The 22,997-nt window shown below is 60.0% G+C and carries 18 protein-coding genes; 2 read left to right on the top strand and 16 right to left on the bottom strand.

Annotated features, from left to right (window positions below; all coding sequences use genetic code 11):
• Nucleotides 1-15 precede the first annotated feature (15 nt).
• On the top strand, nt 16-981 hold the full coding sequence (locus tag HU749_RS03565) for a metal ABC transporter ATPase (RefSeq protein ID WP_079301622.1): 966 nt from the start codon (nt 16-18) through the stop codon (nt 979-981).
• A gap of 145 nt (nt 982-1,126) precedes the next feature.
• On the opposite strand, the gene hldE is transcribed toward HU749_RS03565, so the two are convergent.
• The 5 genes from hldE to HU749_RS03540 form a co-directional block, all read right to left on the bottom strand.
• Nucleotides 1,127-2,548: a bifunctional D-glycero-beta-D-manno-heptose-7-phosphate kinase/D-glycero-beta-D-manno-heptose 1-phosphate adenylyltransferase HldE gene (gene hldE, locus HU749_RS03560; protein WP_041475688.1), complete on the bottom strand. Its 1,422-nt coding sequence runs from the start codon at nt 2,546-2,548 to the stop codon at nt 1,127-1,129.
• A 100-nt stretch (nt 2,549-2,648) separates the two neighbouring features.
• Nucleotides 2,649-3,227 carry an adenylyl-sulfate kinase gene (gene cysC / locus HU749_RS03555; RefSeq protein ID WP_225919124.1) on the bottom strand — a complete coding sequence of 193 codons (579 nt, stop codon included), beginning with the start codon at nt 3,225-3,227 and terminating at the stop codon, nt 2,649-2,651.
• Nucleotides 3,228-3,287: 60 nt separating this feature from the next.
• Nucleotides 3,288-5,078 carry a lipid A export permease/ATP-binding protein MsbA gene (gene msbA / locus HU749_RS03550; protein WP_079301619.1) on the bottom strand — a complete coding sequence of 597 codons (1,791 nt, stop codon included), beginning with the start codon at nt 5,076-5,078 and terminating at the stop codon, nt 3,288-3,290.
• 129 nt (nt 5,079-5,207) lie between these two features.
• Nucleotides 5,208-6,284, bottom strand: coding sequence for an O-antigen ligase family protein (locus HU749_RS03545; protein ID WP_141248761.1), 1,077 nt, complete (start codon nt 6,282-6,284; stop codon nt 5,208-5,210).
• A gap of 113 nt (nt 6,285-6,397) precedes the next feature.
• The gene (locus HU749_RS03540) at nt 6,398-7,510 is read right to left on the bottom strand and encodes a capsular polysaccharide export protein, LipB/KpsS family (protein ID WP_079301617.1); all 1,113 of its coding nucleotides are present in this window, start codon (nt 7,508-7,510) and stop codon (nt 6,398-6,400) included.
• A 283-nt stretch (nt 7,511-7,793) separates the two neighbouring features.
• On the opposite strand from HU749_RS03540, the gene HU749_RS03535 reads away from it, so the two are divergent.
• Nucleotides 7,794-8,426: a BUD32 family EKC/KEOPS complex subunit gene (locus HU749_RS03535; RefSeq protein ID WP_079301616.1), complete on the top strand. Its 633-nt coding sequence runs from the start codon at nt 7,794-7,796 to the stop codon at nt 8,424-8,426.
• Nucleotide 8,427: 1 nt separating this feature from the next.
• Here HU749_RS03535 and HU749_RS03530 read toward each other — a convergent pair whose 3' ends face one another.
• The 11 genes from HU749_RS03530 to glnE form a co-directional block, all read right to left on the bottom strand.
• Nucleotides 8,428-9,687 (bottom strand): CDP-glycerol glycerophosphotransferase family protein, encoded by a 1,260-nt coding sequence (locus tag HU749_RS03530; RefSeq protein ID WP_079301899.1) that lies wholly within the window; start codon nt 9,685-9,687, stop codon nt 8,428-8,430.
• Nucleotides 9,688-9,710: 23 nt separating this feature from the next.
• Entirely contained in the window at nt 9,711-10,613 is a 903-nt protein-coding gene (locus HU749_RS03525) for a glycosyltransferase family 2 protein (RefSeq protein WP_079301898.1), read from the bottom strand.
• Nucleotides 10,606-12,354 (bottom strand): carbamoyltransferase family protein, encoded by a 1,749-nt coding sequence (locus tag HU749_RS03520; protein ID WP_079301615.1) that lies wholly within the window; start codon nt 12,352-12,354, stop codon nt 10,606-10,608. Before HU749_RS03520 ends, HU749_RS03525 begins: the two co-directional genes overlap by 8 nt.
• A 262-nt stretch (nt 12,355-12,616) precedes the next feature.
• The gene (locus HU749_RS03515) at nt 12,617-14,077 is read right to left on the bottom strand and encodes a lipopolysaccharide kinase InaA family protein (protein ID WP_079301614.1); all 1,461 of its coding nucleotides are present in this window, start codon (nt 14,075-14,077) and stop codon (nt 12,617-12,619) included.
• Nucleotides 14,077-14,829, bottom strand: coding sequence for a lipopolysaccharide kinase InaA family protein (locus HU749_RS03510; RefSeq protein WP_079301613.1), 753 nt, complete (start codon nt 14,827-14,829; stop codon nt 14,077-14,079). The genes HU749_RS03515 and HU749_RS03510 overlap by 1 nt, the downstream gene beginning before the upstream one ends.
• Entirely contained in the window at nt 14,826-15,560 is a 735-nt protein-coding gene (locus tag HU749_RS03505) for a lipopolysaccharide kinase InaA family protein (protein WP_079301612.1), read from the bottom strand. Before HU749_RS03505 ends, HU749_RS03510 begins: the two co-directional genes overlap by 4 nt.
• Entirely contained in the window at nt 15,560-16,366 is an 807-nt protein-coding gene (rfaP, locus tag HU749_RS03500; RefSeq protein WP_079301611.1) for a lipopolysaccharide core heptose(I) kinase RfaP, read from the bottom strand. Before rfaP ends, HU749_RS03505 begins: the two co-directional genes overlap by 1 nt.
• The gene (locus HU749_RS03495) at nt 16,363-17,487 is read right to left on the bottom strand and encodes a glycosyltransferase family 4 protein (protein WP_079301610.1); all 1,125 of its coding nucleotides are present in this window, start codon (nt 17,485-17,487) and stop codon (nt 16,363-16,365) included. The genes rfaP and HU749_RS03495 overlap by 4 nt, the downstream gene beginning before the upstream one ends.
• Nucleotides 17,487-18,545 (bottom strand): lipopolysaccharide heptosyltransferase I, encoded by a 1,059-nt coding sequence (gene waaC / locus HU749_RS03490; RefSeq protein WP_079301609.1) that lies wholly within the window; start codon nt 18,543-18,545, stop codon nt 17,487-17,489. The genes HU749_RS03495 and waaC overlap by 1 nt, the downstream gene beginning before the upstream one ends.
• A 1-nt stretch (nt 18,546) precedes the next feature.
• The gene (waaF, locus tag HU749_RS03485; protein ID WP_046065697.1) at nt 18,547-19,581 is read right to left on the bottom strand and encodes a lipopolysaccharide heptosyltransferase II; all 1,035 of its coding nucleotides are present in this window, start codon (nt 19,579-19,581) and stop codon (nt 18,547-18,549) included.
• A 206-nt stretch (nt 19,582-19,787) separates the two neighbouring features.
• Nucleotides 19,788-22,739, bottom strand: a complete 2,952-nt coding sequence (gene glnE / locus HU749_RS03480; protein WP_079301608.1) for a bifunctional [glutamate--ammonia ligase]-adenylyl-L-tyrosine phosphorylase/[glutamate--ammonia-ligase] adenylyltransferase — start codon at nt 22,737-22,739, stop codon at nt 19,788-19,790.
• Nucleotides 22,740-22,997 lie beyond the last annotated feature (258 nt).

Raw genomic sequence — 22,997 nt, 5'->3', positions numbered from 1 at the left:
AAGGAAGGAGCCGACATGCCGCGTACGCTCATCAGAAAGAACCCGAGTAACTTCAAGACCCTGCCCCTGTTCGTCGAAGCGACCCCCGAAGGCCTGACTTACCAGAGTGTCGGGATGCCGCTGAATTTCGCCCAGACCTTGCAGCGCCGCCGGCCTGTAGCCGTGGCCGACGCCGAGCGCTTTTCCCTGGAGTTGGCGAACCTGGGCGTCTCGGTGCGCCTGACCCTGCATTGGCAGAACCGCGATTATTGGGTACTGGTGCGCCAACGTCGGCAGGATCGTGGCGATGTGGTGCTCAAGCTGATATCCGGCTACGTCCCGGCCCACGAACTGAACCTGCCGCTGCTCACCGCCATCAGCGAAATTGCCGAGGAATGCCTGCTGGAAACCCCAGAAGGCTGGCTTGGCGGGCGTTTCAACGACACCTGGCTGCCAGCCCCCTACGCCACAGCCCTGCATTACCGCGAAGCCTTGCCGTTCCGGCTGACGCCACTGTCGGGCTCGGCACGCCCGGTGCGTAGCGCCAACCTGCAACTGATCGAGCGACCACGGGCCTACGTGCACCTGCCGACGGCATCGCTGCAACTGATCTATGACTTGCGCCTGGATGTGCCCAAGGAAGCCAAGTCCCTGAGTTTGTTTCACGTCGATGAGCGACTGGAAGGCGACCAGTTGGTGGCGCGCCTGGACCGCAAGCGACCCGACCTGTACCTGATGCCGCTACAGGATGGGCAGCCCTTGCCCGAGCTGTACACCCTGAAAAAGGATCAGTTGTACCCGGCCAGCACCCGCGGGCTGTACCTGGCGGAGAGCTTTGCCAAGCAGGATGGCTGGCTGGTGCGCGACGAGCGGATTCGCTGGAAGGACTGGCTGCGCCAGCAAGGGCTGACGCCGCCGGGCAAGGAGTCAGGCCTGACCCGACTCAAGGGCAAGGCCCGGCAATTGCTCAAGAAGATCGTCCCGCGCAAGGTGGCTCGTTAGGAACCACGCCACTCAGAACGCTTTTGTGGCGAGGGAGCTTGCTCCCGCTTGGGTGCGCAGCGCCCACTAGAACTGGGACCGCTTCGCGCTCCAGCGGGAGCAAGCTCCCTCGCCACAAAAAGCAAGCTGGCTGCAGTACACAGGCTCAGTTATTGCGGATCTTTTCCACAATCGCCGTCGTCGAGCTGTTTTCCACCAGCCCCAACACCTTCACGGTGCCGCCGTAGGCCGTGACGATGTCCGCGCCCACGACCTGATCGATCCCGTAGTCACCGCCCTTGACCAGCACATCCGGCTTGACCTGGCGTAGCAGGTTTTCCGGCGTGCCCTCGCTGAAGCTGATCACCCAGTCCACGGCGCCCAGGCCAGCCAGGACCGCCATGCGCCGATCGACACTGTTGATCGGGCGACCCGGGCCTTTGAGACGGCTTACGGACGCATCGTCGTTGACCGCGACGATCAGGCGGTCACCTTGCGCCCTGGCCTGCTCGAGGTAGGTCACGTGACCGGCGTGCAGGATGTCGAAGCAACCGTTGGTGAAAACGATTCTTTCGTTGTGGGCACGGGCATCGTCCACGGCCAGCAGCAGTTGTTCCAGGCCCAGCACGCCACGCTCGGAGCCTTCCTCGCGCTGGATGGCGCGGCGCAGCTCGGGAGCGCTGATGGCGGCCGTACCGAGCTTGCCGACGACAATGCCCGCCGCCAGGTTCGCCAGGGCGACCGCATGGGGCAATTCCTCGCCGGCAGCGATCGCCGCGGCCAGGGTGGAAATCACCGTGTCGCCAGCACCCGTCACGTCGAACACTTCACGGGCACGGGCCGGCAGGTGCAACGCCGGGTGATCGGGGCGCAGCAGGGTCATGCCATGCTCACCACGGGTCACCAGCAAGGCGCCGAGGTCGAGGTCTTGCATCAGCTGCGCGCCCTTGCTCACCAGTTCGTGCTCATCGACGCAACCGCCGACGATGGTTTCGAACTCGCTGAGGTTCGGCGTGATCAGGCTGGCGCCACGGTAGATGGAAAAATCCTTGCCCTTGGGGTCGGCCAGAACCGGAATGCCACGGGCACGGGCGGCCTGGATCAGCGCCTGGTGATTTTTCAACGCGCCTTTGCCGTAGTCCGACAACACCAGGACCTTGATGCCTTCGAGCAGGCTGTCGACCTCGGCACCGAGGGCCAAGGGATCGGTGGCGAAAGGTTCTTCGAAGTCGATGCGCAGCAGTTGCTGGTGACGGCTCATGACCCGCAGCTTGACGATGGTCGGCTGGTGCGCGATGCGTTGGAATATCGCACGCACGCCCGCGCCCTTGAGACTGTTGGTCAGGCTGTCGGCAGCCTCGTCGTCGCCGGTCACGCCCACCAGGGAGGCCGGCGCACCGAGGGCGGCGATGTTCAGGGCAACGTTGGCGGCACCACCGGGGCGATCCTCGATGTGCTCGACCTTGACCACCGGTACCGGGGCCTCAGGGGAAATCCGTGAGGTACCGCCATGCCAGTAGCGGTCGAGCATGACATCGCCGACCACCAATACAGGGGCTTGATCGAATCGCGGCATGGACAACTTCATGGAGCATCCCACATACAAAATGAACAGGGCGGGGATATTAGCACAGGGTTGGCGAAGGCTCTTGCACGGCTGTAATCGGAAGCGAGGGCAGTTTTTCGGGTCAGCGCTGTACCAATGCCCACAACCGCTCGCAGGCCTCGCTCAGCTCCAGGTCGTCCGTGTCGATATCGCAATCGGGTGCCAGGGGAGCTTCATACGGGCTGTCGAGGCCGGTGAAATTGTTCAGACGTCCGGCACGCGCTTCACGATAAAGCCCCTTGGTGTCACGCTGGGCACAAACCTCGAACGACGTGCTGACGTAGACCTCAAGGAAACTCCCCTCGGGAAATAACTGGCGGGCCGCCTCACGGTCGGCCCGAAAGGGCGAAATGGCTGCAACGATGACAATAAGCCCGGCGTCGACCATCAACCGCGCCACTTCGGCGATACGCCGGATGTTTTCCTTGCGTGCTTCAGGCGTCATGCCCAGGTCGCTGCACAACCCCCGGCGCAAGTTGTCGCCATCAAGCAAGCAGGTATGGAAGCCATGCCCGTGAAGCCGCACGTCCAGCGCGTTGGCCAGTGTCGATTTTCCCGCCCCGGAAAGTCCGGTCAACCATATGCATCTCGGTTGCTGGGATTTGATCGCGGCCCGGGCCTCGGGAGAGATCGACAGCCCATGCGGCTGTTGTAGCGACATCTTTGCCGTCCCATCCATAGCCGAACCTCTCATGGATACTGGAGTCGCGGAAAACAAAAATCAGGCGAAGGTCCCTTTCGTCATGTCGTCGGCGCCTTCGATGAAATCCTTCTCATGCAAGCGTGCGTACAGACCGTTCAGCGCCAACAACTCTGAATGAGTACCGCGCTCGACAATACACCCCTTGTCCATCAACAGAATCAAGTCAGCCTTCTCGATGGTGGACAAGCGATGGGCGATCACCAGCGTGGTGCGCCCCTTCATCACTTGATCCAGAGCCGCCTGGATATGGCGTTCAGACTCGGTGTCGAGGGCCGAAGTGGCCTCATCCAAAATCAACAGAGGAGCGTTCTTGAGCAGGGCCCGAGCGATCGCCAGGCGCTGACGCTGGCCGCCGGAAAGCAGGACGCCGTTTTCGCCTACCAAAGTGTCGTACCCCTGAGGCATTTGCTCAATGAACTCCGCAGCGTATGCATCTTCGGCTGCCTTGCGCACATCTTCGAAGGGAGCACCCGCGAGGTCACCATAGGCGATGTTGTTGGAAACGCTGTCGTTGAACAACGTAACCTGTTGGGTTACCAGGGCAATGTGACGACGCAGGTTGGTCAGCTTGTATTGCTCTACGTCCAAACCGTCGAGCAGGATCTGACCTTTGTCATGATGATAAAAGCGCGGGATCAGGTTGGCCAAGGTCGACTTGCCGCTGCCTGAACGCCCTACCAGAGCGATCATTTGCCCTTCTTCGGCGGTAAAGGAAATGTCGTCGAGCACGAGTTTTTCGGTACCTGGATACTGGAAGCTCAGGTTGCGCACCTCCAGGCGACCGTTTACACGAGCGATTTCCTGAGTCCCCGTATCCACTTCCGGTTCTTCGTCGAGTTGCTCGAAAATACTGTCCGCAGCCGCCAATCCTTTCTGGATCGTCGCGCTGACTTCCGACAGTTGACGAATAGGCTTGGGCAACAAACCCGCAGCAGTGATGTAGGCGACCAGTTCACCGGCAGAAGCATCGCCGCGAAGATAGAGCACCAAGTACATCAACACCGCCATGCCAATATATATCACCAGTTGCAGCATAGGCGTGTAGATAGACTGGGTGCGGGTCATGCCCAGGCTGCGGTTCATATTGTCAGCACTGGCCTTGTGGAACCGTTCGATTTCGTAGGCTTCACCGCCAAAACTGCGAACTACACGGTAGCCCTGGATCGTCTCCGAGGCCACATGAGTCACATCACCCATCGCCACCTGAATTTTCTTGCTCTGTTTGCGAAACTTCTTGCTCGCACTACTGACCATCAACGCGATGAACGGAAGGATCGCCAGCAACACGAGGGTCATTTTCCAGTTGCTATAAAGCAGGTATCCAAACAGAAATACGACGCTCAGGCCCTCACGGATCACCACTTTGATCGCGTCGGTGGCGGCACCGGTGACCATGGTCACGTTATAGGTAATACGGGAAATCAGATGACCGGAGTTATGGTTGTCAAAATAGCGATTAGGCAGCGTCAGCAAGTTGTCGAACAGGGCGCAACGCAGATCATGAACCACGCCGCGGGCGACCTTGGCCAGGTAGTAGTTACCCAGAAATGAGCCTATGCCTTGATAGACAGCAATGAGCACAATCAACAAGGGTACGCCGAGTACCAGTGAAATCCCCATGAACTGGGTGTCACTGGGTTTTTGCAAAGCGTCGAGAAAGTGCTTGAGCATGTCCGCCAGCATCGGTTGACTGGATGCGAACAGCACGAAGCCGATGATACTGATGGCAAAAGCCCCCCAATAAGGGAGCACGTATTTCAGCAACCGCAGGTAAATCTTCATGCTCGATTGCTGGTCGGGATTGGCCATTCGGTGCGCCTCGGACATTTGAAAAAAGAGACAAGCTGCGGATTGTAACAGCGAACCCATGACAACATCGGCTCGGTCAGGACGACCGCCAAAAACGCAGAACCAATGTTTGCATTAGCACTGCTGGCGTCAAGACACGGAAGCGCTTTGCTTGATGCCTGTAATTTCCGTGCTCCCACGAGCAGCCAATACGATACTCAAGGCGATCGGCAGCCATGTGATCAACCAGTCCGCGTTGGGTTTTAGCCAAAGGCCAATGCCATCAGTCAGTAACGATGCCCCGGAAAAAATCCAAAGCGCCAGCAACATTTGCCCCAGCGGTTGCGCTCGCGAAATCCAACCACGCCAGCCAACCGCCAACCACAGCCATCCGAATAGCAAGAGCCCTGGCACACCGAGGCGCACGCCGATATCCAGGAAAAGGTTATGGGGATGCTTGAATGCACGTCCGATTTCCGAAACAGGGATGAGATATTCTTGGGATCCCACCCCCAACGCCCAGTGCTCAAGTATCAATTGAACGCCGCCGCGCCATAGCTCCGGGCGAAATGAAACACCACGCTGGAGAAGGATTTGCGGCTTGAATAGAGCAATAGATGCCACGCCCAGGATGACCAGAAAGATCAACGCAGCCCACAAGCGTGACGGTCGCGCCGCCCCCATTACAAGTAGACACGCCAACAAACCGATCCACACACCGCGTGTCTGACTAAAGCCAAGGAACAGGACATACCCCAGGGCCGGAATCAGCAACAACATCATTACGCGGGGACTGAATCGCTTGGTCTGAAACGTGAAGGCGCCAAGAATCGCCAACGCCCCCACAGCGTGCGCGGCCATGATCGTAGCGTCCCACAAGCCTATGGCAGTCACTCGCGCGCTAAATGGCTTGGCGGACAGTTGATAGAAGTAAACCCATGAAGCTGCCGCAAAAAAACCGCCGACAATCGATGCGTACAGCAGCATGGACTCAAACCGCCACTTACGGCTCTGCGCAGCCAACAATACGCCCAGCAGGCTTAGCGCAGCGTAAAATGTCACCTTGCTTTTGCCGAAGAGGTCATCCCCTCCCTCCAGCGTCAATACCAACAGCGTCCAAGCCACGAGCAAGATGAAGAGCAAGCATTCCGGCTGCCTGAGTAATAAGCGAAAATCCCGACGAAACAGTGCCAACAGGGCGGGTAGCCACAATAGGAAAATCAACATCTGGTGATAAAGCTTCTTACTCGGCAGTACCCACGCCCCACATAGGAATATCAAGAGTCCGATTGACGCCCACAACGTCAGTACATCTTTGTCGATAAGCCTTCTCACTGCCGTTAGCACTCGGTTTTCCCCAACATTCTGTTTGCGACTCGCAGCAACTGGGCTTTATCGGCATTTTTCCAGCCGCCCTTGATGCAATAATGTTCCGATAGGTAGTGAAGAAAGTTACGCCTCAACCGATCGTTGAGCGGCCATTGTGGGAACGCGCGCGCCAGCAACATCAGCTGCTCGGCATTATCGGCGTGCGTCACCAACCCTTCGATATTGAAGAACGCCTGACCCAAGGTCAGCACCGGCTTACCCAAAAGCAAAGCTTCAAGGCCCACCGTCGAGTTCAGCGTGACCACAAACTGACTTGCCTCAATCAGTTGCTGGGTGGGATTGCCATTGGCGAACAGGAGACGAGTGTGAGTGCGCTCATGCAACTCTGGATAATGCTGGCGGCTGGATGGATGCTCTTTGAAGACCACTGTCAAACCGGTCTCGTTGGCCAGGCGCTCACCCAAGGCAAACATCTCCTGCATGTTCCGAACCCAAGGAGAAAACAACCGAACCTGACTATCACGGTCATCCTGAAACGGAATAAAGATGAATTGCTCAGGTAATACTATCGGGGGAGGGCCGCTGGCACGGGGTTTACGAGGGATCAGGACAGGCGCAACCTGACGGTCCGGCACGGGATAAGGATAATCGAGGTAAAAATCGACCTCACGCGGAACGGAATTCAGGAAGTTCACACCCTGGGGGTCAACGGTTGTGGTATCGGGTAACAAGCCATTCTCAAAGAAGAACGTCTTACACTCAGGCTCTGCCAAAGCCACTAGCAGTTGGCAGTAACGATGGGCCCCATTCCAGAATACCAGCACGTCGGGGCGCTCACGGTCGAGCAAGGCCTGGAGACGCAACGCAACCCAGAGGAGTTCAAGACGCAACAATAAGCGATACAAGCGACCGGCGCTCTTATTCTTGACGCGCCGCTCCTCGCATTTCCTTTCGATCAGGTTTGGGCTGTCGATTCGTGAAAGCACCCTGGATACTCGAAGGGATCTCGGCCAGGGCATCTCTGAGGGAGTAACGACTGTACCTTGTAGTTCGGTCTCATTAAGCAATCGATTGAAATAAAGCCCCTGATGCTTGGCCAGGGAAATGAACAGCATTTTCGTCATAGGGTGTCCAGAAAGTAGGCCGCATTCACTTGCCAAAGTGCTTCATCACCACCGTGCGACCAGTCCGCAGACATTAGCATCCTGCCATTCACCGGCTCGCGCATAGGAGCGCTAACAGCATTAATCAAAAGATAACGACTCGGTGGCAGTGCCCGGGCAGCCCCCGCAAACAGGGGCATTCACCTCCTGAAAATTGGCACAACTATACCACAGCGGTTTTTTGCAGCATGCACACTGCGGTAACATACTTGGCTGCCCACCACGGGCATGCCTTGGAGCCTTGATGCAAACGCTCGATCACATTTCTTACCTCAACATGCGCGAAGGTGCTGACGTTCTCGAAGCCGACGGTAAAGGAGACAAAGTTCTGCGCCTTGCCGATGGATCGATACTCAAGCTATTTCGCCGTAAACGCCTGCTGACTTCTGCCCTCTGGGCACCCTACGCCAAGCGCTTCGCCGACAACTGCAGAACACTGCAAGAACGAAAAATCGAGTGCCCGAAAATCCGCCGGATTTATCGCATACCCAGTATCGAACGCGATGCGGTGCATTACGACCCGTTGCCTGGGCGAACCCTGCGTCAGTTGCTAGGTGCCGAGGGAAATGATGATCTTCGCGCACGGCTGGGCGAGTTCATTGCCAGCCTACATGAGACCGGCATCTACTTTCGCTCCGCCCACTTGGGCAACGTGGTATTGACGCCCCACAACACGCTTGGGCTGATCGATGTCGCAGACCTGCGCACTCAGTGCAGACCTCTACGCAAAGGCCTTCGCCTGCGCAACTTCAAGCACATATTGCGCTATCGCCAAGACCGCGAATGGCTGCTCAAGGACAACCAATTTCTTGAGCACTACCTGAACAATCAACACGTTTGCAACGAGCATGAACTGAACCAGGTGCTCAACCCCTGACTCAGCCAGCGGCGGCTAATTTGAAGGTCTCGAAGTTGCGCGCCGGGTCGGAGCCGAGAAGCAGGTCATCGACCAGTTGGGCGGTCTTCAACAACCCCTGGGAACCGTACACCAAATGATAATCGGCAAAACGTCGGGCTTGGGCCGAATGCCTTTGGTAATCCTGCTCAAGCACTTTCACTTGCCGGGAAAGCCCCTGCCCATCGCTCACTTGGGGCCCGAAAAATAACGAATGAGAGAAAATATCCACATCGCTGCCCGTATTCACGTGAATCACTGGCCGGCCCGCCAGACCTGCCTCAATGCCAGCGTTGGACATGATGTTAATAACGACGCTGGCCTGCGCCAAAGCCTGGGCCAGTGAACACTGGCTATCCAGCAACTCGATATTGGCAAACTGCGCAGCGGCATCACTCCAGAATCTCGCCTTGCTGCGAGGGTGGCGCTTGAACAGCAAACGATAGTCCGGATTCTGTCCGGCCCAATCGCGCAGCAACCGATAGGTGTCCTGATAACCCGATTCTTTTTCTCGATCAGGACCAACCCCCAGAATCAATAACGTTTTAAGAGCCGGATCAGCGACCGGCAGATCATAAGTTTCGTCAGCAAGGTAAGAGCCGGTCAACACCACCGTCGACTCACCGAACCGCAATCTCCGCTCTTGCAATGCAACCAGCGAGCTACGACCAAAAACACCGTAATAGTCGTAGTCGTTCATTCCCAGTCGCCCTGAAGACTCCAGGGTTGTGGCATGAGCCAGTTGTAGCAGTCGAGCCCCGTGCGCAGCCAGCGCCAAACGCAAGAACGGTGTATGAAGACTACCGTTGCGCTCATTGATCAGTAGCTTGGGTGAATACGTCATCACCAGCCACTGGGCGTGGGCGGCATATGCCAGATAACGTAGTGGTACAGACTGCGGCGGCGCCATGAGCATACGTCGAGCACAGGCCTCCGACGGCGAGCGTAACGCTGCCTCTGCCAGAAGGTGTCCGCGACTGCGCAGAGCCTCAATCAGAATATTCTTGCGTTGCAACGCCATGGATTTAGGCGCCGAATGCAGCAGCAAAACCTCACAGGGCATGGCGACAACCGAATCGCTCAAAAAAATCTTTGTGCGAATGCCAATCGCGAACTCCACCAGCGCATCACGAACAAACCGTAGCAGACTGGCGAAGCGACCATGACGCTGGCGCAGCAGCTTCCAGCGATACCGGTCCAGCTCACGCGCTTTCTGCGCCCAGCTCCCTTGGTCCTGGATCACACTTTCGCCAGTGAAAGACGCACTCACTTGAACAGCAACCGAATGGCTTTGCGCGTATAGGTCCAGCGCGTGAGCGAGCGAACATCGGTACGCACGGCTTGAGTATAAAAAGCCTTGGCATTGACATAATCACCAGCGCTGTAGCATGCGCGGAACAGCGACAGACAGCGTTGCGCCATGAAAGCCCGGCGCAGATCCTGCAACTCCGGCAGACGCGCCGGAGAAAAGACCTCGTCAACCATCCCCACGCCGGCCGCCAGGGCTTGCTTGAGGTCATGACGCAAGCTGTCGTCATGCTTGTGGATCAGCGCCAGTGGTGCATCGAGCACACTGCACGGGAAACCCGCCAGCACCTGAGCAAATACCGGAATATCTTCGACACAGCGCAAGTGCTCCGGGTAGTTGCCCGGCCCGAACACCTCTCGATGCATTGCACAGGCACCGTTGGACAGCGATATCGTCTTGTCCAGCAGATAACCACGCACACGCTCACGCGGGGTGGCGGGCAAGGGTTGTACAGCGTGCAGGGCACGACGACCATCGGCGAATACCGACCAGTGGCCACCAATAATCATGCGGCTGGCGGGATTGCTGGAGATATGCCGAGTCAACGCAGCCAAAGCACCAGGCGCCATCTCATCATCGGCATCAAGGAAAATCAGGTAGGGCCCACGGGCTTCCTCGATCCCGCGATTACGTACCGAGGCCAAACCGCCGTTGGGCTTGCGCAAAACCCGAAAACAACCGGAATGCTCAGCTTGGAGTTGCTCCAGGACTTGTGGCGTTGCATCAGTGGAACCATCATCGATCACCAGCAACTCCGCCCGAGCATCGCGAAGTTGCCCCACTACCGAGTTCACCGCACGAGGCAAGGTATCGGCGTAGTTATAAGCAGGAATGACGACACTGATCAAAACCTCAGTCATAAACATCCACCCCCTCTTTGACCACCAGAATATCTTCCATGATCAGATACTGCAGGTCGGAGCCAAAGAACATGTTCAGCGCATCGGTGGGCGAGCAGATCATCGGTTCGCCACGACGGTTGAGCGAGGTGTTCAGCGACACGCCGTTACCGGTCAGGACTTCCAGGGCCTTCATCATGTCGTAGTAGCGCGGGTTGTATTCGCGCTTGAGTACCTGGGCCCGGGACGTGCCGTCTTCATGGACAACTTCCGGCACGCGGGTTTTCCACTCTTCGGCCACTTCGAAGGTGAAGGTCATGAACGGCGCCGGGTGATCGACCTTGATCATCTGCGGCGCAACGGTGTCGAGCATCGATGGACAGAAAGGCCTCCAGCGTTCGCGGAACTTGATCTGCTCGTTGATGCGATCGGCCACGCCGCTGGCGCTTGGGCAACCGATGATCGAACGACCACCCAGGGCGCGCGGACCAAACTCCATGCGCCCCTGGAACCAGGCCACCGGGTTGCCGTCGACCATGATCTTGGCGATGCGCTCGGGGGTGTTGTCGATCTTGCGCCACGCAGGCTTGCTCGGATGACGGGCGCACGCGGCGATCACGTCTTCGTTGCTGTAGGCCGGGCCGAGGTAGACGTGTTCCATCTTCTCTACCGGCACGCCACGGGTGTGGGACACATAAGCCGCCGCACCTACCGCAGTACCGGCGTCACCGGAAGCCGGTTGCACGAACAGCTCCTTGACGTCGTCGCGGGCGATGATCTTCTGGTTCAGCTTGACGTTCAACGCGCAGCCACCGGCGAACGCCAGCTTGCCGGTTTCCTTGAGCACGTCGCCCAGGTAGTGGTCGATCATTTGCAGCGCAAGCTTCTCGAACAGCGCCTGCATACTCGCCGCGTAGTGGATGTAGGGTTCGTCGGCGATGTCGCCTTCGCGTTTCGGGCCGAGCCATTCGATCAGCTTCGGCGAGAAGTAGAAGCCCTTGCCCTTCTCTTTATAGCGGCGCAGGCCGATCACGTTGGCGTAGTCGGTGTTGATCACCAGTTCGCCGTTTTCGAACGAGGCCAGGCGCGAGAAATCGTACTTGGTGGCATCGCCGTAGGGCGCCATGCCCATGACCTTGAACTCACCGTCGAGCATTTCAAAACCGAGGAACTCGGTGATCGCACCGTACAGCCCCCCCAGGGAGTCCGGGTCGAAGAATTCCTTGATCTTGTGGATCTTGCCGTTTTCGCCGTAGCCGAAGAAGGTCGTGGCGTATTCACCCTTGCCGTCGATGCCCAGGATCGCGGTTTTTTCCTGGAAGCCCGAGCAGTGATAGGCGCTGGAGGCGTGGGCCAGGTGGTGCTCGACCGGCTCGATCTTGATCTTTTTCGGATCAAAGCCCAGTTGTTCCAGGCACCAGACGATCTTGCGGCGATAGCGCTTGTAACGACGATTGCCCATCAGGATCGCGTCAAGGGCGCGGTCCGGGGCGTACCAGTAACGCTTGGCGTAGTGCCAGCGCGCCTCGCCGAACAGGCTGATCGGAGCGAAGGGGATCGCCACCACATCGACGTCGGAAGGCTTGATGCCGGCCTGCTCCAGGCAGAACTTCGCCGACTCATAGGGCATGCGGTTCTTTGCATGTTTATCGCGTACGAAGCGCTCTTCCTCGGCTGCCGCGATCAGCTTGCCGTCAATGTACAACGCGGCGGAAGGATCATGGCTAAGGGCGCCGGACAGGCCAAGAATCGTCAATGCCACAGGGTCTAGCCTCTTAATGTCTACATACGGGCGACAAGCGCCGCGGAAAATGGATGTGCCGCGCGCCAAGGGGGCGGGGCAGCTAAAGGGCGGGATTATAGCTTAAAAGCGGCCTTAAGCCTCTAGCGGTAAGTGGGAGCGTGCAGCAGACGATTGCTTGGCGCTATTGGTAGGGAAGCGTCGTCAATGGGGTGTCCAGATCAAGATCCAAAGCTACGCAAAAGCGGGGGGAGGGAGCTTGCTCCCTCGCCACGGTGACCGGTCATAAGACAGACGGCGTGCTATCGATCTCCTTCGGCAACCGCCCATCAATCACCCGATACAATGCACTGTCCTGCGGCCAATTACGCATGAACCGCGCGCGATCCCGGGCGTAAGCCTGGGCGAAGCTGGCCTGGGTACGGTGTTGGCACATGGAGTCCAGATCGATGAGCATCCAGCGGTCATCCTGCCAGAGCACATTGTGCCCCTTGAAGTCTCCGTGACTGATGCGCTCGCGTATCAGATCGGCAAACAACCGATCCAGCGCCAGCAACTCTGCCTCAGGAACGTCACCACCTTCGACATAAGGCGCCAGGCGCTTGATGATGTCAGGCCCTGGCAAGTGCTCGGTCACCAGATAGGCGCCGCAGCGCAGCCACAGAAAACGCTTTTCCAGCAAAGCCAGCGGCTTGGGCGTCGCGATACCGAGGAAAGTCAGGCGATGGGCTTCGCGCCAGGCATGCCAGGCCCGACTCGGCCGCCAGAAACGCTTGAGCCAATGGGCGAAATTCTTGATGTTGTAGCGTTTGATCAGCAGAGAGCGCCCGTTCACATCAACCTTACCAACACTCGCCGACCCACCGGTTTTATACAGGTGACCTTGGTCAAGCAAGGCATCGGCCTGTTCCAGCACCGGCGCCATGGCCGCCTCTTCATCGCGGCAGATCGCCCGCAGCCCGAACGGCCCGCGCTGCACGCTGAACAGACTGCACTCGCGCCCAACCTTCTTAAGGAAGTCTTTCAGTCGCCAGGCGTGCACCTTGTCGATCTGTTTTTGCAGCGCTTCCATAGGTAGAGCATGCTCGGCGTTACCCAGCAGGTAATGCACCAGCAATTCTTCGTTGAAAGGCTCGATGGACTTGGGAAGCTGGGCGAAAAACACCCCCAGGTTCTCCAGCACTTTTTGCCGCGACAGCGGTTGACCGGGCATTTCTGCACGGATACCGGCGCCATCGATCAGGTAGAGCTTGCCGCCATGGCGCAGTAGATTGTCCAGGTGCAGGTCTTCCTGCCACAGGCCTTTGCCATGCAGTTGCGCGATGGCCCCCAAGGCTTCGGCCAGTACCGCCGTTTGTTCATCGGCCAGCAATGGCAAGTGCTCGACCTGCTTCCAGGCGTCCCCCAGGCTCTCGGCGTCTTCCAGCAGCTCGAACAGCAGCCAGCCGCCTTCGCCTTCCTTCAGGCCATCGGCCAGTAGCTGTGGCGTCGTCAGCCCCTGCTCCGCCAGCAGGCGAACGCCTTGCAGTTCTCGCTGGAAATGCCGGGGCGCCTTACTGCCCACCAGCAGCTTGGCCAGCACCGGCCGGCCACGCCAGACGCCGGCACCGACGTAGCGCTGGCCCGGCAACACACGCAACAGGGAAAGCAGCTGCAATTGCGCCGGGCCAGCGGCGTCCGCCAGTTCCAGGCTCAAAGGCAGGGTGGGGCTACGACCGGCGCTCTTCAATTCGGACAAATGCATCAACGGGCCTCCTTGTGGCTGCACCGGGCGGCCAGGCGGGTCATCCAGCAGTCAACGAGCGCACTCTGGAGCGGTTGATCCAGATAGCTGGCGAGCATCTGACGTATATCGTCGTCACTCCAGACTCGGGCTCGACGCAGCAAGGGCGCCAGGTCCTTGATTCGATCCCGTCGACCGAACAGTAATGGCCGGGTCTTTTCGAGGTCGATCAACTGCGCCTGATAGCCGCTGTCGGTGGCGTGCAGAAAAATATGCTTGGGGTAGAAACAGCCATGGACCTGGCGCATGCCGTGCAGGCGCCGCGCCAACTGGCCGCAAGCCTGCAAGACCGTGGAGCGTTGCGCCGCCGACAGGCTCGACCAGCGTTGCAGTAATGAGTTCAGGTCATCCCAACCGTCCAGGGCACGAGTCAACAGAATCGCCCGCACTTCACCGTCCACGTTGCGCTGGCCATAGAACACCGCTTGCAGGGCCGGAATCCCCAGTTGGCGGTAACGGCTGATGTTGCGAAACTCCCGGGAAAAGCTCGGTTCGCCCAAGGGGTGTAACCACGTCCTGGTCAGGTAGTTACTCTGGCGCTTGAGGTAATAACCCCGCCCTTCCAGCTCCAGCCGGAACACGCTGCTCCAGCCGTCGCCCGAAGTATTGGGCTCATCCACCGCGTCCAGTTGCCGCGCCCACAAGGCCTCGAAGCTGTCCAGGCCATGGCGTTGCAACAACGCTTGGTCCTCAGCGGCCAGAAAGTCAGTCATTCACGCCCCTCGAAGAATCTAACCACGTGACGGATACGCTTCTTGTCGCACGCATCGAGCCGGTCGCGCTGGCGGTATTGCAGGTAAAAACGCAGGCGCTGAGTGGCCGACAAATGATACTTGGCCACCTTATCCAGGCAGGCCAGGTCTTTGGTGATGCGGTACTTGAGCCAGAAACCGCGCCAGAAATCGCCGTTCGGACAATCGATAAAAAATAGCCGTGACTGATCGTCGATCAGCAAGTTGCGCCACTTCAAGTCGTTATGGGTAAAGCGGTTCTCGTGCATGGTCCGCGTACAGCAGGCCAATTGCCGACTCACCCCGTCAACCCAGGCACGATCCGCAAGCCGCGGGTCGTGACGCTTGGCCAATGCTGAAAGGTCTTCGGTGCCAGGCAGCTCACGCGTGATAAGCGCGCCACGAGCATAGGCCACCCCCCGTCGCTCCAGCCCCCAAGCAACGACTTCGGCGGTGGGTATACCCCACTTGGCGAAGCGCTTGAGATTCTGCCATTCGGACTTGACCCGAGGTTTGCCCAGATAGCGCCGCACCCCCTTGCCAGCCCCGGTGTAGCGTTTGACATAGTAATTGACGCCATTGCGCTGTACTCGAATCACCTCTGACAGCGGGTCCCGCGTCAGACGCTCCCCCTGGAGAGCGAACACTGCATCAAGACTGCCGAAATCCTCTGCCAACTCAGCGTAGGAAGGTTCCAGAACCCAACCCGACATCAGAGCGCGCCCCCGTATCGCAGCTTGCGTGCATAAAGCCTGCTGGCTTTGCCTTCGAGCCAGGTCAGCAGTGAAGCTTCTTCGGCGAGGATTCGGCGTAGCGGTTGCTGAAAGTAACCTTTGAGGAAACGCAACTTGTCACGACGGGTCAGACCGATGTCCAGTGCAGAGAAATACAGCGCCGCCAGGTCCTTGTTGCGCCAACGAGAGGGGATAGCCGGGCGGATCTGCGCACGGTGCAGGTCGATAACCGAGAGTTTGAAGTCCCCAGGCGTCAATGGCTTGTCGGTGTGCAGCAGAAAGTGGCAGATGTAGCAGTCACGATGATTGACTCCGGCGCGGTGCATCATGCCGGTCAGGCGCGCCACTTCGGCGATCAGGGCACGCTTGAGTGTTGGTTGCGGCGGCTGCTTGACCCAGTCCATGCTGAAATCTTCGAGACTGACGGTCGGCGCCAGTTCTTCGGTGACGATGAACGAATGCTGGTCGGCCGGATTGCTGCCTTTCTCGCCATACGCAACGGCGGTCATGGTCGGCACACCGACCTCCTGCAAACGCTGGATTGCCTTCCATTCCTGACCCGCGCCCAGTACCGGCAGCTTGGCGGTCAGCAGGTTCTTGAAGATCTCGCCCCAACCAATGCCGCGGTGGATCTTCACGAAAAAACCGCGACCGTCCACCTCCGTGCGCAAGGTGCGCCGGGCTTCCAGTTCACGATAGACCTCGCCCTTGAGCGCCTCGACTTCGGCGAACGCATCGCGCCCGGCCCAAAGGCTCTTGAACGGTTCGGCCAGCATCAACTTCATTGTGCGTGCTCCGCCAATATCACATCGGCCGCGTGCTGCGGCATGCTGTAGAGGTCGGCCGTCTCAGCGAAGGCCAGACCGTTGCGGCTCCAGGTCGCCCGGGCCTCGGCATCGTTCAACATGCGCACCAGGTACTCGGTGAGCTGTGCTTGTTCGAACGGCTCGTCCAACACCAGGCCACTGTCGGCCTCGGCGATGTAATGGGCGTACCCACACACCGCGCTGACCAGCACCGGCAACCCGGCCACCAGCGCTTCGAGCAGTACCGTGCCGGTGTTCTCGTTGTACGCCGGATGGATCAACAGGTCGGCGCCCAGCAGGAAACGCGGGATGTCGCTGCGGCCCTTGAGGAACCGCACATTGTCACCTAGACCCAGTGCGGCGCTCTGCAGTTGGAATACCTTGGGGTCGTCCTGGCCGATTACAAACAGCCGGGTGCGTTTTCGCAATTCGGTTGGCAGCGCGGCCAGGGCCTTGAGGCTGCGATCCACGCCCTTGGTCTTGAACCCGGAGCCGATCTGCACCAGCAGCAGGTCGTCATCGGCCAGCTCGAATTCGGCCCGGAACGCCGCCCGGATCTCGTCAGCGTCGGCGGGCCGACGGCGGTCCTGGGCGATGCCTGGCGGCAGCAGGTGAAAGCGCTCCAGCGGCGTGCCGTAATGCTTGATGAACAGTGGCTGCTGGACTTCGGAGATCATCAGCACATCGGTCTTGGCGTCCTTGGCGAACACTGCCCGCTCGTACTCGGCGAAATGCCGGTAGCGGCCCCAGCGCCGGTACAGCGAATTGCGCAGGTTCTGCGCCTTGTCTTCGAAGCAGCCATCGGCGGCGTAGTACACGTCCAGGCCGGGCATTTTGTTGAAGCCGATCAAACGGTCCACTGGGCGCTTGGCCAGGTCGGCCTCCATCCACGCGCTGAGTTTCTCGTTGCGGCGATGATTGAACAGCGCCTTGACCGGCGCCACCAGCACTTCGAAGCCGGGCGGCACATCACCTTCCCAGATCAGCGTGTAGACACGGATCTGGTGACCGCGTCGCTGGCATTCCAGGGCGATGCGCATGAAGTCACGCTGCAGGCCACCAAAGGGGAAGTACTTATAAAGGACAAAAGCCAATTGCATCAGCGCGGCTCCTCAGCCAATAACGTGCTCAGGTGGCTGGCAACACGCTCGGGGTTCAGACGCGTGAAGCACAGGGGCTGCTCGCGTTTCAGGTCAAACCGCCGGGCATCTTCGGCGGTCGGCGGGTAAGTGCAATGTTTCTGCATGCATGGCGCGCAAGGGAAATCACTGGCAAGGTGAATCTGGCCCTTGCCATAGGCGCCGGTCAGCACCGGATTAGTGGGGCCGAGCAGAGAAATCGTCGGCACATCCAGGGCCGCGGCCAGATGACCGAGACCGGTGTCCACGGCCACGCAGGCCTGGGCGCCGGCAAGCACCTTGCCCATCCCGCCGAGGTTCAGCTTCGGCAGCACCAAGGCATTGCGCAGCCCGCTGGCGATGCGTTCGGCCCGAGCCTTCTCGGCCGGGCTGCCCCACGGCAGTTTGACGACCACGCCGAACTGCCCCATGCGCTCGGTGAGCTGGCGCCAGTAGAGTTCGGGCCAGTGCTTGGACTCCCAGGTCGTGCCGTGCAGGAATACCACGTAAGGGTAAGGGCGAGGCAGCTCCACCAAGCGGTCGACGTCGAGGCCATAGTGACCCAGCGTTTGCGGCAAGTCATAGCCCAGCGCCAGGGCGAACAACTGGCGCACGCGCTCGACCGCATGCTGACCGCGAGCCACCGCCAGGTGCCGGGAATAAAAGCGCGCCGCCAGGGGCTCACGGGCCGAATTCTTATCCAGACCGGCCACCGGGGCCTTGACGTAACGGGTCAGCCAGGCGCTTTTCAAAAGCCCCTGGGCGTCGATCACCAGGTCGTACTTTGCGGCGCGCACGCCCTGCTTGAAGCGTCGCCATTCGCCACTCTTGATAGTTTGCCAGAGGTTCTTGCGCCAGCGACGGATCGCTACCGGAATAACCTTGCCCACAGCCGGGTGCCAGGTAGGGATTTCGGCGAAACCCTCTTCCACCACCCAATCGAACTTGATGCCCGGAATCGCCCGCGCCGCATCGGTCAGCGCCGGCAGGGTGTGGACCACATCCCCCAGCGAAGAGGTCTTGATCAGCAATACCCGCAAGTTACCGAACCTCCACGGGTGTGCCCTGCAGACGCTCAAGGGCCTCGTTCACCGACGACGGCATGAGCTGGCGCAGGCAATTGTAATGACCGAAGCGACAGGTGCGGTCGAAGCACGGACTGCACTCGATGCCCAGGCGCACAACTTCGACCTTGTCGGCCAGCGGTGGCGTGAAGCCCGGCGAGGTGGAACCGTAGACCGCCACCAATGGGCGGTTCAGGGCTGCGGCCACGTGCATCAGGCCGGAGTCGTTGGAGACCACCGAATCGGCGCAGGACAGCAGATCGATGGCCTCGGCCAGGGAGGTGTCGCCACTGAGGTTCACCGACTCTTCCCGAAGCCCCGGGATCAACCGCGAGCGGATGTCTTCACCCACCGGGTGATCTTTTTTCGAGCCGAACAGCCAGACTTGCCAGCCTTCGCGAATCTTCGCCTCGGCAACCTGGGCGTAATGCTCCGCCGGCCAGCGCTTGGATTCGCCGAACTCGGCCCCCGGACACAGGGCCAGCACCGGACGATCCAGGCTCAGGCCGAACTTGGCCAGCGCCGCTTCACGGGTCACCGGATCGATCTGCAGGCTCGGCCGTGGATAGGGTTTGGGCAACTCGGTCCCAGGCTCGTAGGCCAGGGCCATGAAGCGCTCGATCATCAATGGGTAGCGGTCTTTATCCAGGGCGCGCACGTCGTTGAGCAGACCGTAGCGAAACTCGCCACGCCAGCCGGTGCGCTTGGGGATGCCGGCGAAAAACGGCACCAGCGCCGACTTCAACGAATTGGGCAACAGGATCGCCTGGTCGTACTGACCGGCCAGGGATTTGCCGATGCGCCGACGGGTCGCCAGCTCCAGCACGCCGTGGCCGAGCGGGAAGCTCAAGGCCTTGCGTACCTCGGGCATGCGCTCAAGGATCGGCCGACTCCACTCGGGGGCCAGGACGTCGATTTCGCACTGCGGATGACGCTGTTTCAGGCACTGGAACAGTGTCTGCGCCATCACCATGTCACCGACCCAACTGGGCCCAACGATCAGAATATTCATTTGCTTTCCAAAAACGATACGGGGAGGCCTACGCCTCCCCGCCTCGAGAATCACTGTGGCTTAGGTCGCTGCCTGTTGCCCTAATCTACAACACCCCACCCATCAACGGTGGGAGCGAGCTTGCTCGCGATGGGGCCAGCCCATTCAACATCACTGTCGCCTGACCCACCGCCATCGCGAGCAAGCTCGCTCCCACATTTAAATCTTCAGCTCAGGCCCAGCTCCCGCCAGATCCGCAGTACCTGCTGGCGCTCGTCCACGAACTGATCACCTGCGATCACCCCGGCATCTTTCTGCAAGGCCTGGCGGTGAGCGGCGGAGCGGTAGGCCTTGTAGGCTTCGCGCAACAGCGTGGCGTCCTCGACCGGCATCAGCCCGACCTCCTGCAACCCGTCCAGGATGCGGATGTTATCGGTGTAGCGCACCAGCGACGGGTGTTCCTCGGACCACGCCAAGGCCGCGTATTGCACCATAAATTCAATATCGACGATACCTCCGGCATCCTGCTTGAGGTCGAAGGGCGCCGTGGCCTCGAAGGCATTCGGTGCGGTCCCGGCGGCGGTGGCCTTGCTGCCAAGGTTGTCGCGCATCTTGGCGCGCATCTCGCTGACTTCCTGGCGCAGCGTCGGCAAGTCCCGCTTGCGTCCCAGCACCTGGGCGCGGACTTTCTCGAACGCCTGGCCCACGTCCTGGCTACCCACCAGCACACGGGCCCGCACCAGCGCCTGATGCTCCCAGGTCCAGGCTTCATTCTCCTGGTAACGGGCAAACGCCCCGAGGGAGCTGACCAGCAACCCCGACGCACCGGACGGGCGCAGGCGCATATCCACTTCGTACAACTGCCCGGAGTTGGTCTGGGCGGTCAGCAGGTGAATGATCCGCTGGCCGAGCCGGGTGAAGAACTGCGCGCCGTCGATGGGTTTCGGGCCGTCGGTTTCCGCCTGAGGATCACCATCGTGGATGAACACCAGGTCCAGGTCGGAACCATGCCCCAATTCCAGGCCGCCGACTTTCCCATAACCGACAATAATGAAGCCCGGATCACACAGGCTGCCATCGGTGCGCAATGGTACGCCGTGCTTGGCGGTCGTCTGGCGCCAGGCCAGGGCCAGCACTTGTTCGAGAATCGCCTCGGCCAGCCAGGTCAGGTAATCGCTGACTTTCATCAGCGGCAGGCTGCCGGCGATTTCCGAAGCGGCCACCCGCAGGCGGTGCGCCAGCTTGAAATGCCGCAGCGCCTCCATTTGTTGTTCCAGGTCATCCTCGGGGATGCGCGTCAGGCGCTCACGCAACTCCGCCGCCAACTCCGGCGCCAAGGGCGGCTTGAACAGCCGGCCCTCGTTGAGCAACTCATCGAGCAGCAAGGGGAAACGGGTGATTTGCTCAGCAATCCACGGGCTCGCCGCGCACAACGTCAGCAAACGACGCAGGGCGCCGGGGTTTTCCGTCAACAGCACCAGGTAGGCCGAGCGGCGGGCTACCGCCTCGACCAAGGGCAGCACCCGCTCCAGCACCAGGTCTGGATCGGCATGTTCCACGGCCTGGGCCAGCAGGCGTGGAATGAAGGCATCCAGACGCTCGCGTCCCAGGCGCTGCATGGCGCGCAGTTGCGGGCTACCGCGCAGGGCGGCCAGGGCCTTGAGGGCTTTAGGCGCATCGACGAAGCCGCCCTCTTCCAACTGCCGACACGCCGCCTCTTCATCCTGGCTGTCTTCCCACAACGGCAACCATTCGCCGCCCACCACCACTTCGCTTTCGCCACCCTCTTCTTCATCCGGGTCGGCGATGACCTGGCCGAAATGCCAGGCCACACGCCCGCGCCAATACATCAATCGCTCATGAAAGGCCGACCAGTCGGCAAAACCCAGCATGAACGCAATGCGCGCCTGATCCTGCGGGCTATCCGGGAGCATCTGGGTCTGGCGGTCGGCGATGGCCTGGATCGCATGTTCGGTATAACGCAGGAACTCATAGCCCTGGCGCAGCTCATCGATCACCTTGCCCGGCAGGTACCCCTGGCCCTCCAGGGTGCCCAGCACTTTAAGCAGCGGGCGCTGCTGCAAGCTCAAGTCGCGACCGCCATGGATCAACTGGAACGCCTGGGCGATGAACTCCACCTCGCGAATGCCGCCCGAGCCCAGCTTGATGTTGTCGGCCATGCCCTTGCGCCGCACCTCCTGCTGGATCAGTTGCTTCATCGTGCGCAGCGCTTCGATGGCGGAAAAATCCAGGTAACGGCGATAGACGAACGGGCGCAGCATGTCGAGCAACTGCGCACCGGCCACTTGGTCACCCGCCACCACGCGCGCTTTGATCATGGCGTAGCGCTCCCAGTCGCGGCCCTGGTCCTGGTAATACTGCTCCAGGGCATTGAAGCTCAGCACCAGCGCACCGGCCGAGCCGTAGGGACGCAGGCGCATATCGACACGGAACACGAAGCCGTCGACGGTCATCGGGTCCAGGGCCTTGATCAGGCGCTGGCCGACGCGGATGAAAAATTCCTGGTTATCCAGCGGTCGCTTGACGCCCACGGTTTCGCCACCCTCGGGGTAGGCGAAGATCAGGTCGATGTCCGACGACAGGTTCAGCTCCACGGCACCCAGCTTGCCCATGCCCAGGATGACCATCTGCTGCGGCTCGCCGCTGCGTCGTCCGGTGGGTACGCCGAATTGCTGGCTGAGGCGCTGGTACAACCATTGATAGGCCTGGTCGATGCAGGTGTCGGCCATGTCCGAGAGGTCGCGGCAGGTCTGGACCAGGTCGGCCTGGCGGGTCAGGTCGCGCCAGATGATCCGTACCTGCTGGCGGGTGCGCTGGCGGCGCAGGACGCGGCCCAGTTCTTCTTCAGTCTCGGCGGCCTGCACGGCGGCACCGATCTGCGCGCACATTTCACCGGGCGCCAGGCTGCGGTCCAGTTCGCCGCTGCGCACCAGCTCCAGCAGCATCACCGGGTCACGGACGCTCTGTTCGATGACAAAGTCGCTGGCGGCGGCAATACGGTTGAACGCCTCCCAACGCTGCGGGGTCCAGGCCGACAGCCCGTGGTCGTCGTCGAACAAGGCGACCACCGCACGGAACGACTGCTCGGCACGACTGACCAATGACTGGAGAATCGCCGGTACCGTTTCCGGTATTGGGGCAAGCGAGGGCAGGCTCATGGTCTATCCTTGATCGGCGCGGGAGAGGCTGGATGTAGTGTTTTTTCAAAAGACACTACCTGATCGACTGTCGAACAAAGATGATAAATAGCTGAAAATCTGATTTTATTGGCAGCCGGCATCAAGTTTTTACCTGTACGAGTTGGCTAAAGACCAACAGTAACGATTATTCTCACAACGAAACGAGGGGCCAGAAGCCGCTCATGTGTAGTTTTACTACTCGTCTATACATTCGAAAGGCTGAAACGGCCGACGATT

Source organism: Pseudomonas ogarae (genome assembly GCF_014268695.2).
GTDB classification, from domain to species: domain Bacteria; phylum Pseudomonadota; class Gammaproteobacteria; order Pseudomonadales; family Pseudomonadaceae; genus Aquipseudomonas; species Aquipseudomonas kilonensis.
The sequence above is the reverse complement of the archived record's forward strand: the minus strand, read 5'-3'. Positions and strand labels throughout refer to the sequence as shown.

Bases quoted from the DNA above. Each gene is read 5' to 3' on its own strand.
- HU749_RS03565 (WP_079301622.1), top strand. From the start codon at position 16: ATGCCGCGTACGCTCATCAGAAAGAACCCGAGTAACTTCAAGACCCTG.
- hldE (WP_041475688.1), bottom strand. From the start codon at position 2,548: ATGAAGTTGTCCATGCCGCGATTCGATCAAGCCCCTGTATTGGTGGTC.
- cysC (WP_225919124.1), bottom strand. From the start codon at position 3,227: ATGTCGCTACAACAGCCGCATGGGCTGTCGATCTCTCCCGAGGCCCGG.
- msbA (WP_079301619.1), bottom strand. From the start codon at position 5,078: ATGGCCAATCCCGACCAGCAATCGAGCATGAAGATTTACCTGCGGTTG.
- HU749_RS03545 (WP_141248761.1), bottom strand. From the start codon at position 6,284: ATGTTGATTTTCCTATTGTGGCTACCCGCCCTGTTGGCACTGTTTCGT.
- HU749_RS03540 (WP_079301617.1), bottom strand. From the start codon at position 7,510: ATGACGAAAATGCTGTTCATTTCCCTGGCCAAGCATCAGGGGCTTTAT.
- HU749_RS03535 (WP_079301616.1), top strand. From the start codon at position 7,794: ATGCAAACGCTCGATCACATTTCTTACCTCAACATGCGCGAAGGTGCT.
- HU749_RS03525 (WP_079301898.1), bottom strand. From the start codon at position 10,613: ATGACTGAGGTTTTGATCAGTGTCGTCATTCCTGCTTATAACTACGCC.
- HU749_RS03515 (WP_079301614.1), bottom strand. From the start codon at position 14,077: ATGCATTTGTCCGAATTGAAGAGCGCCGGTCGTAGCCCCACCCTGCCT.
- HU749_RS03510 (WP_079301613.1), bottom strand. From the start codon at position 14,829: ATGACTGACTTTCTGGCCGCTGAGGACCAAGCGTTGTTGCAACGCCAT.
- HU749_RS03505 (WP_079301612.1), bottom strand. From the start codon at position 15,560: ATGTCGGGTTGGGTTCTGGAACCTTCCTACGCTGAGTTGGCAGAGGAT.
- rfaP (WP_079301611.1), bottom strand. From the start codon at position 16,366: ATGAAGTTGATGCTGGCCGAACCGTTCAAGAGCCTTTGGGCCGGGCGC.
- HU749_RS03495 (WP_079301610.1), bottom strand. From the start codon at position 17,487: ATGCAATTGGCTTTTGTCCTTTATAAGTACTTCCCCTTTGGTGGCCTG.
- waaF (WP_046065697.1), bottom strand. From the start codon at position 19,581: ATGAATATTCTGATCGTTGGGCCCAGTTGGGTCGGTGACATGGTGATG.
- glnE (WP_079301608.1), bottom strand. From the start codon at position 22,739: ATGAGCCTGCCCTCGCTTGCCCCAATACCGGAAACGGTACCGGCGATT.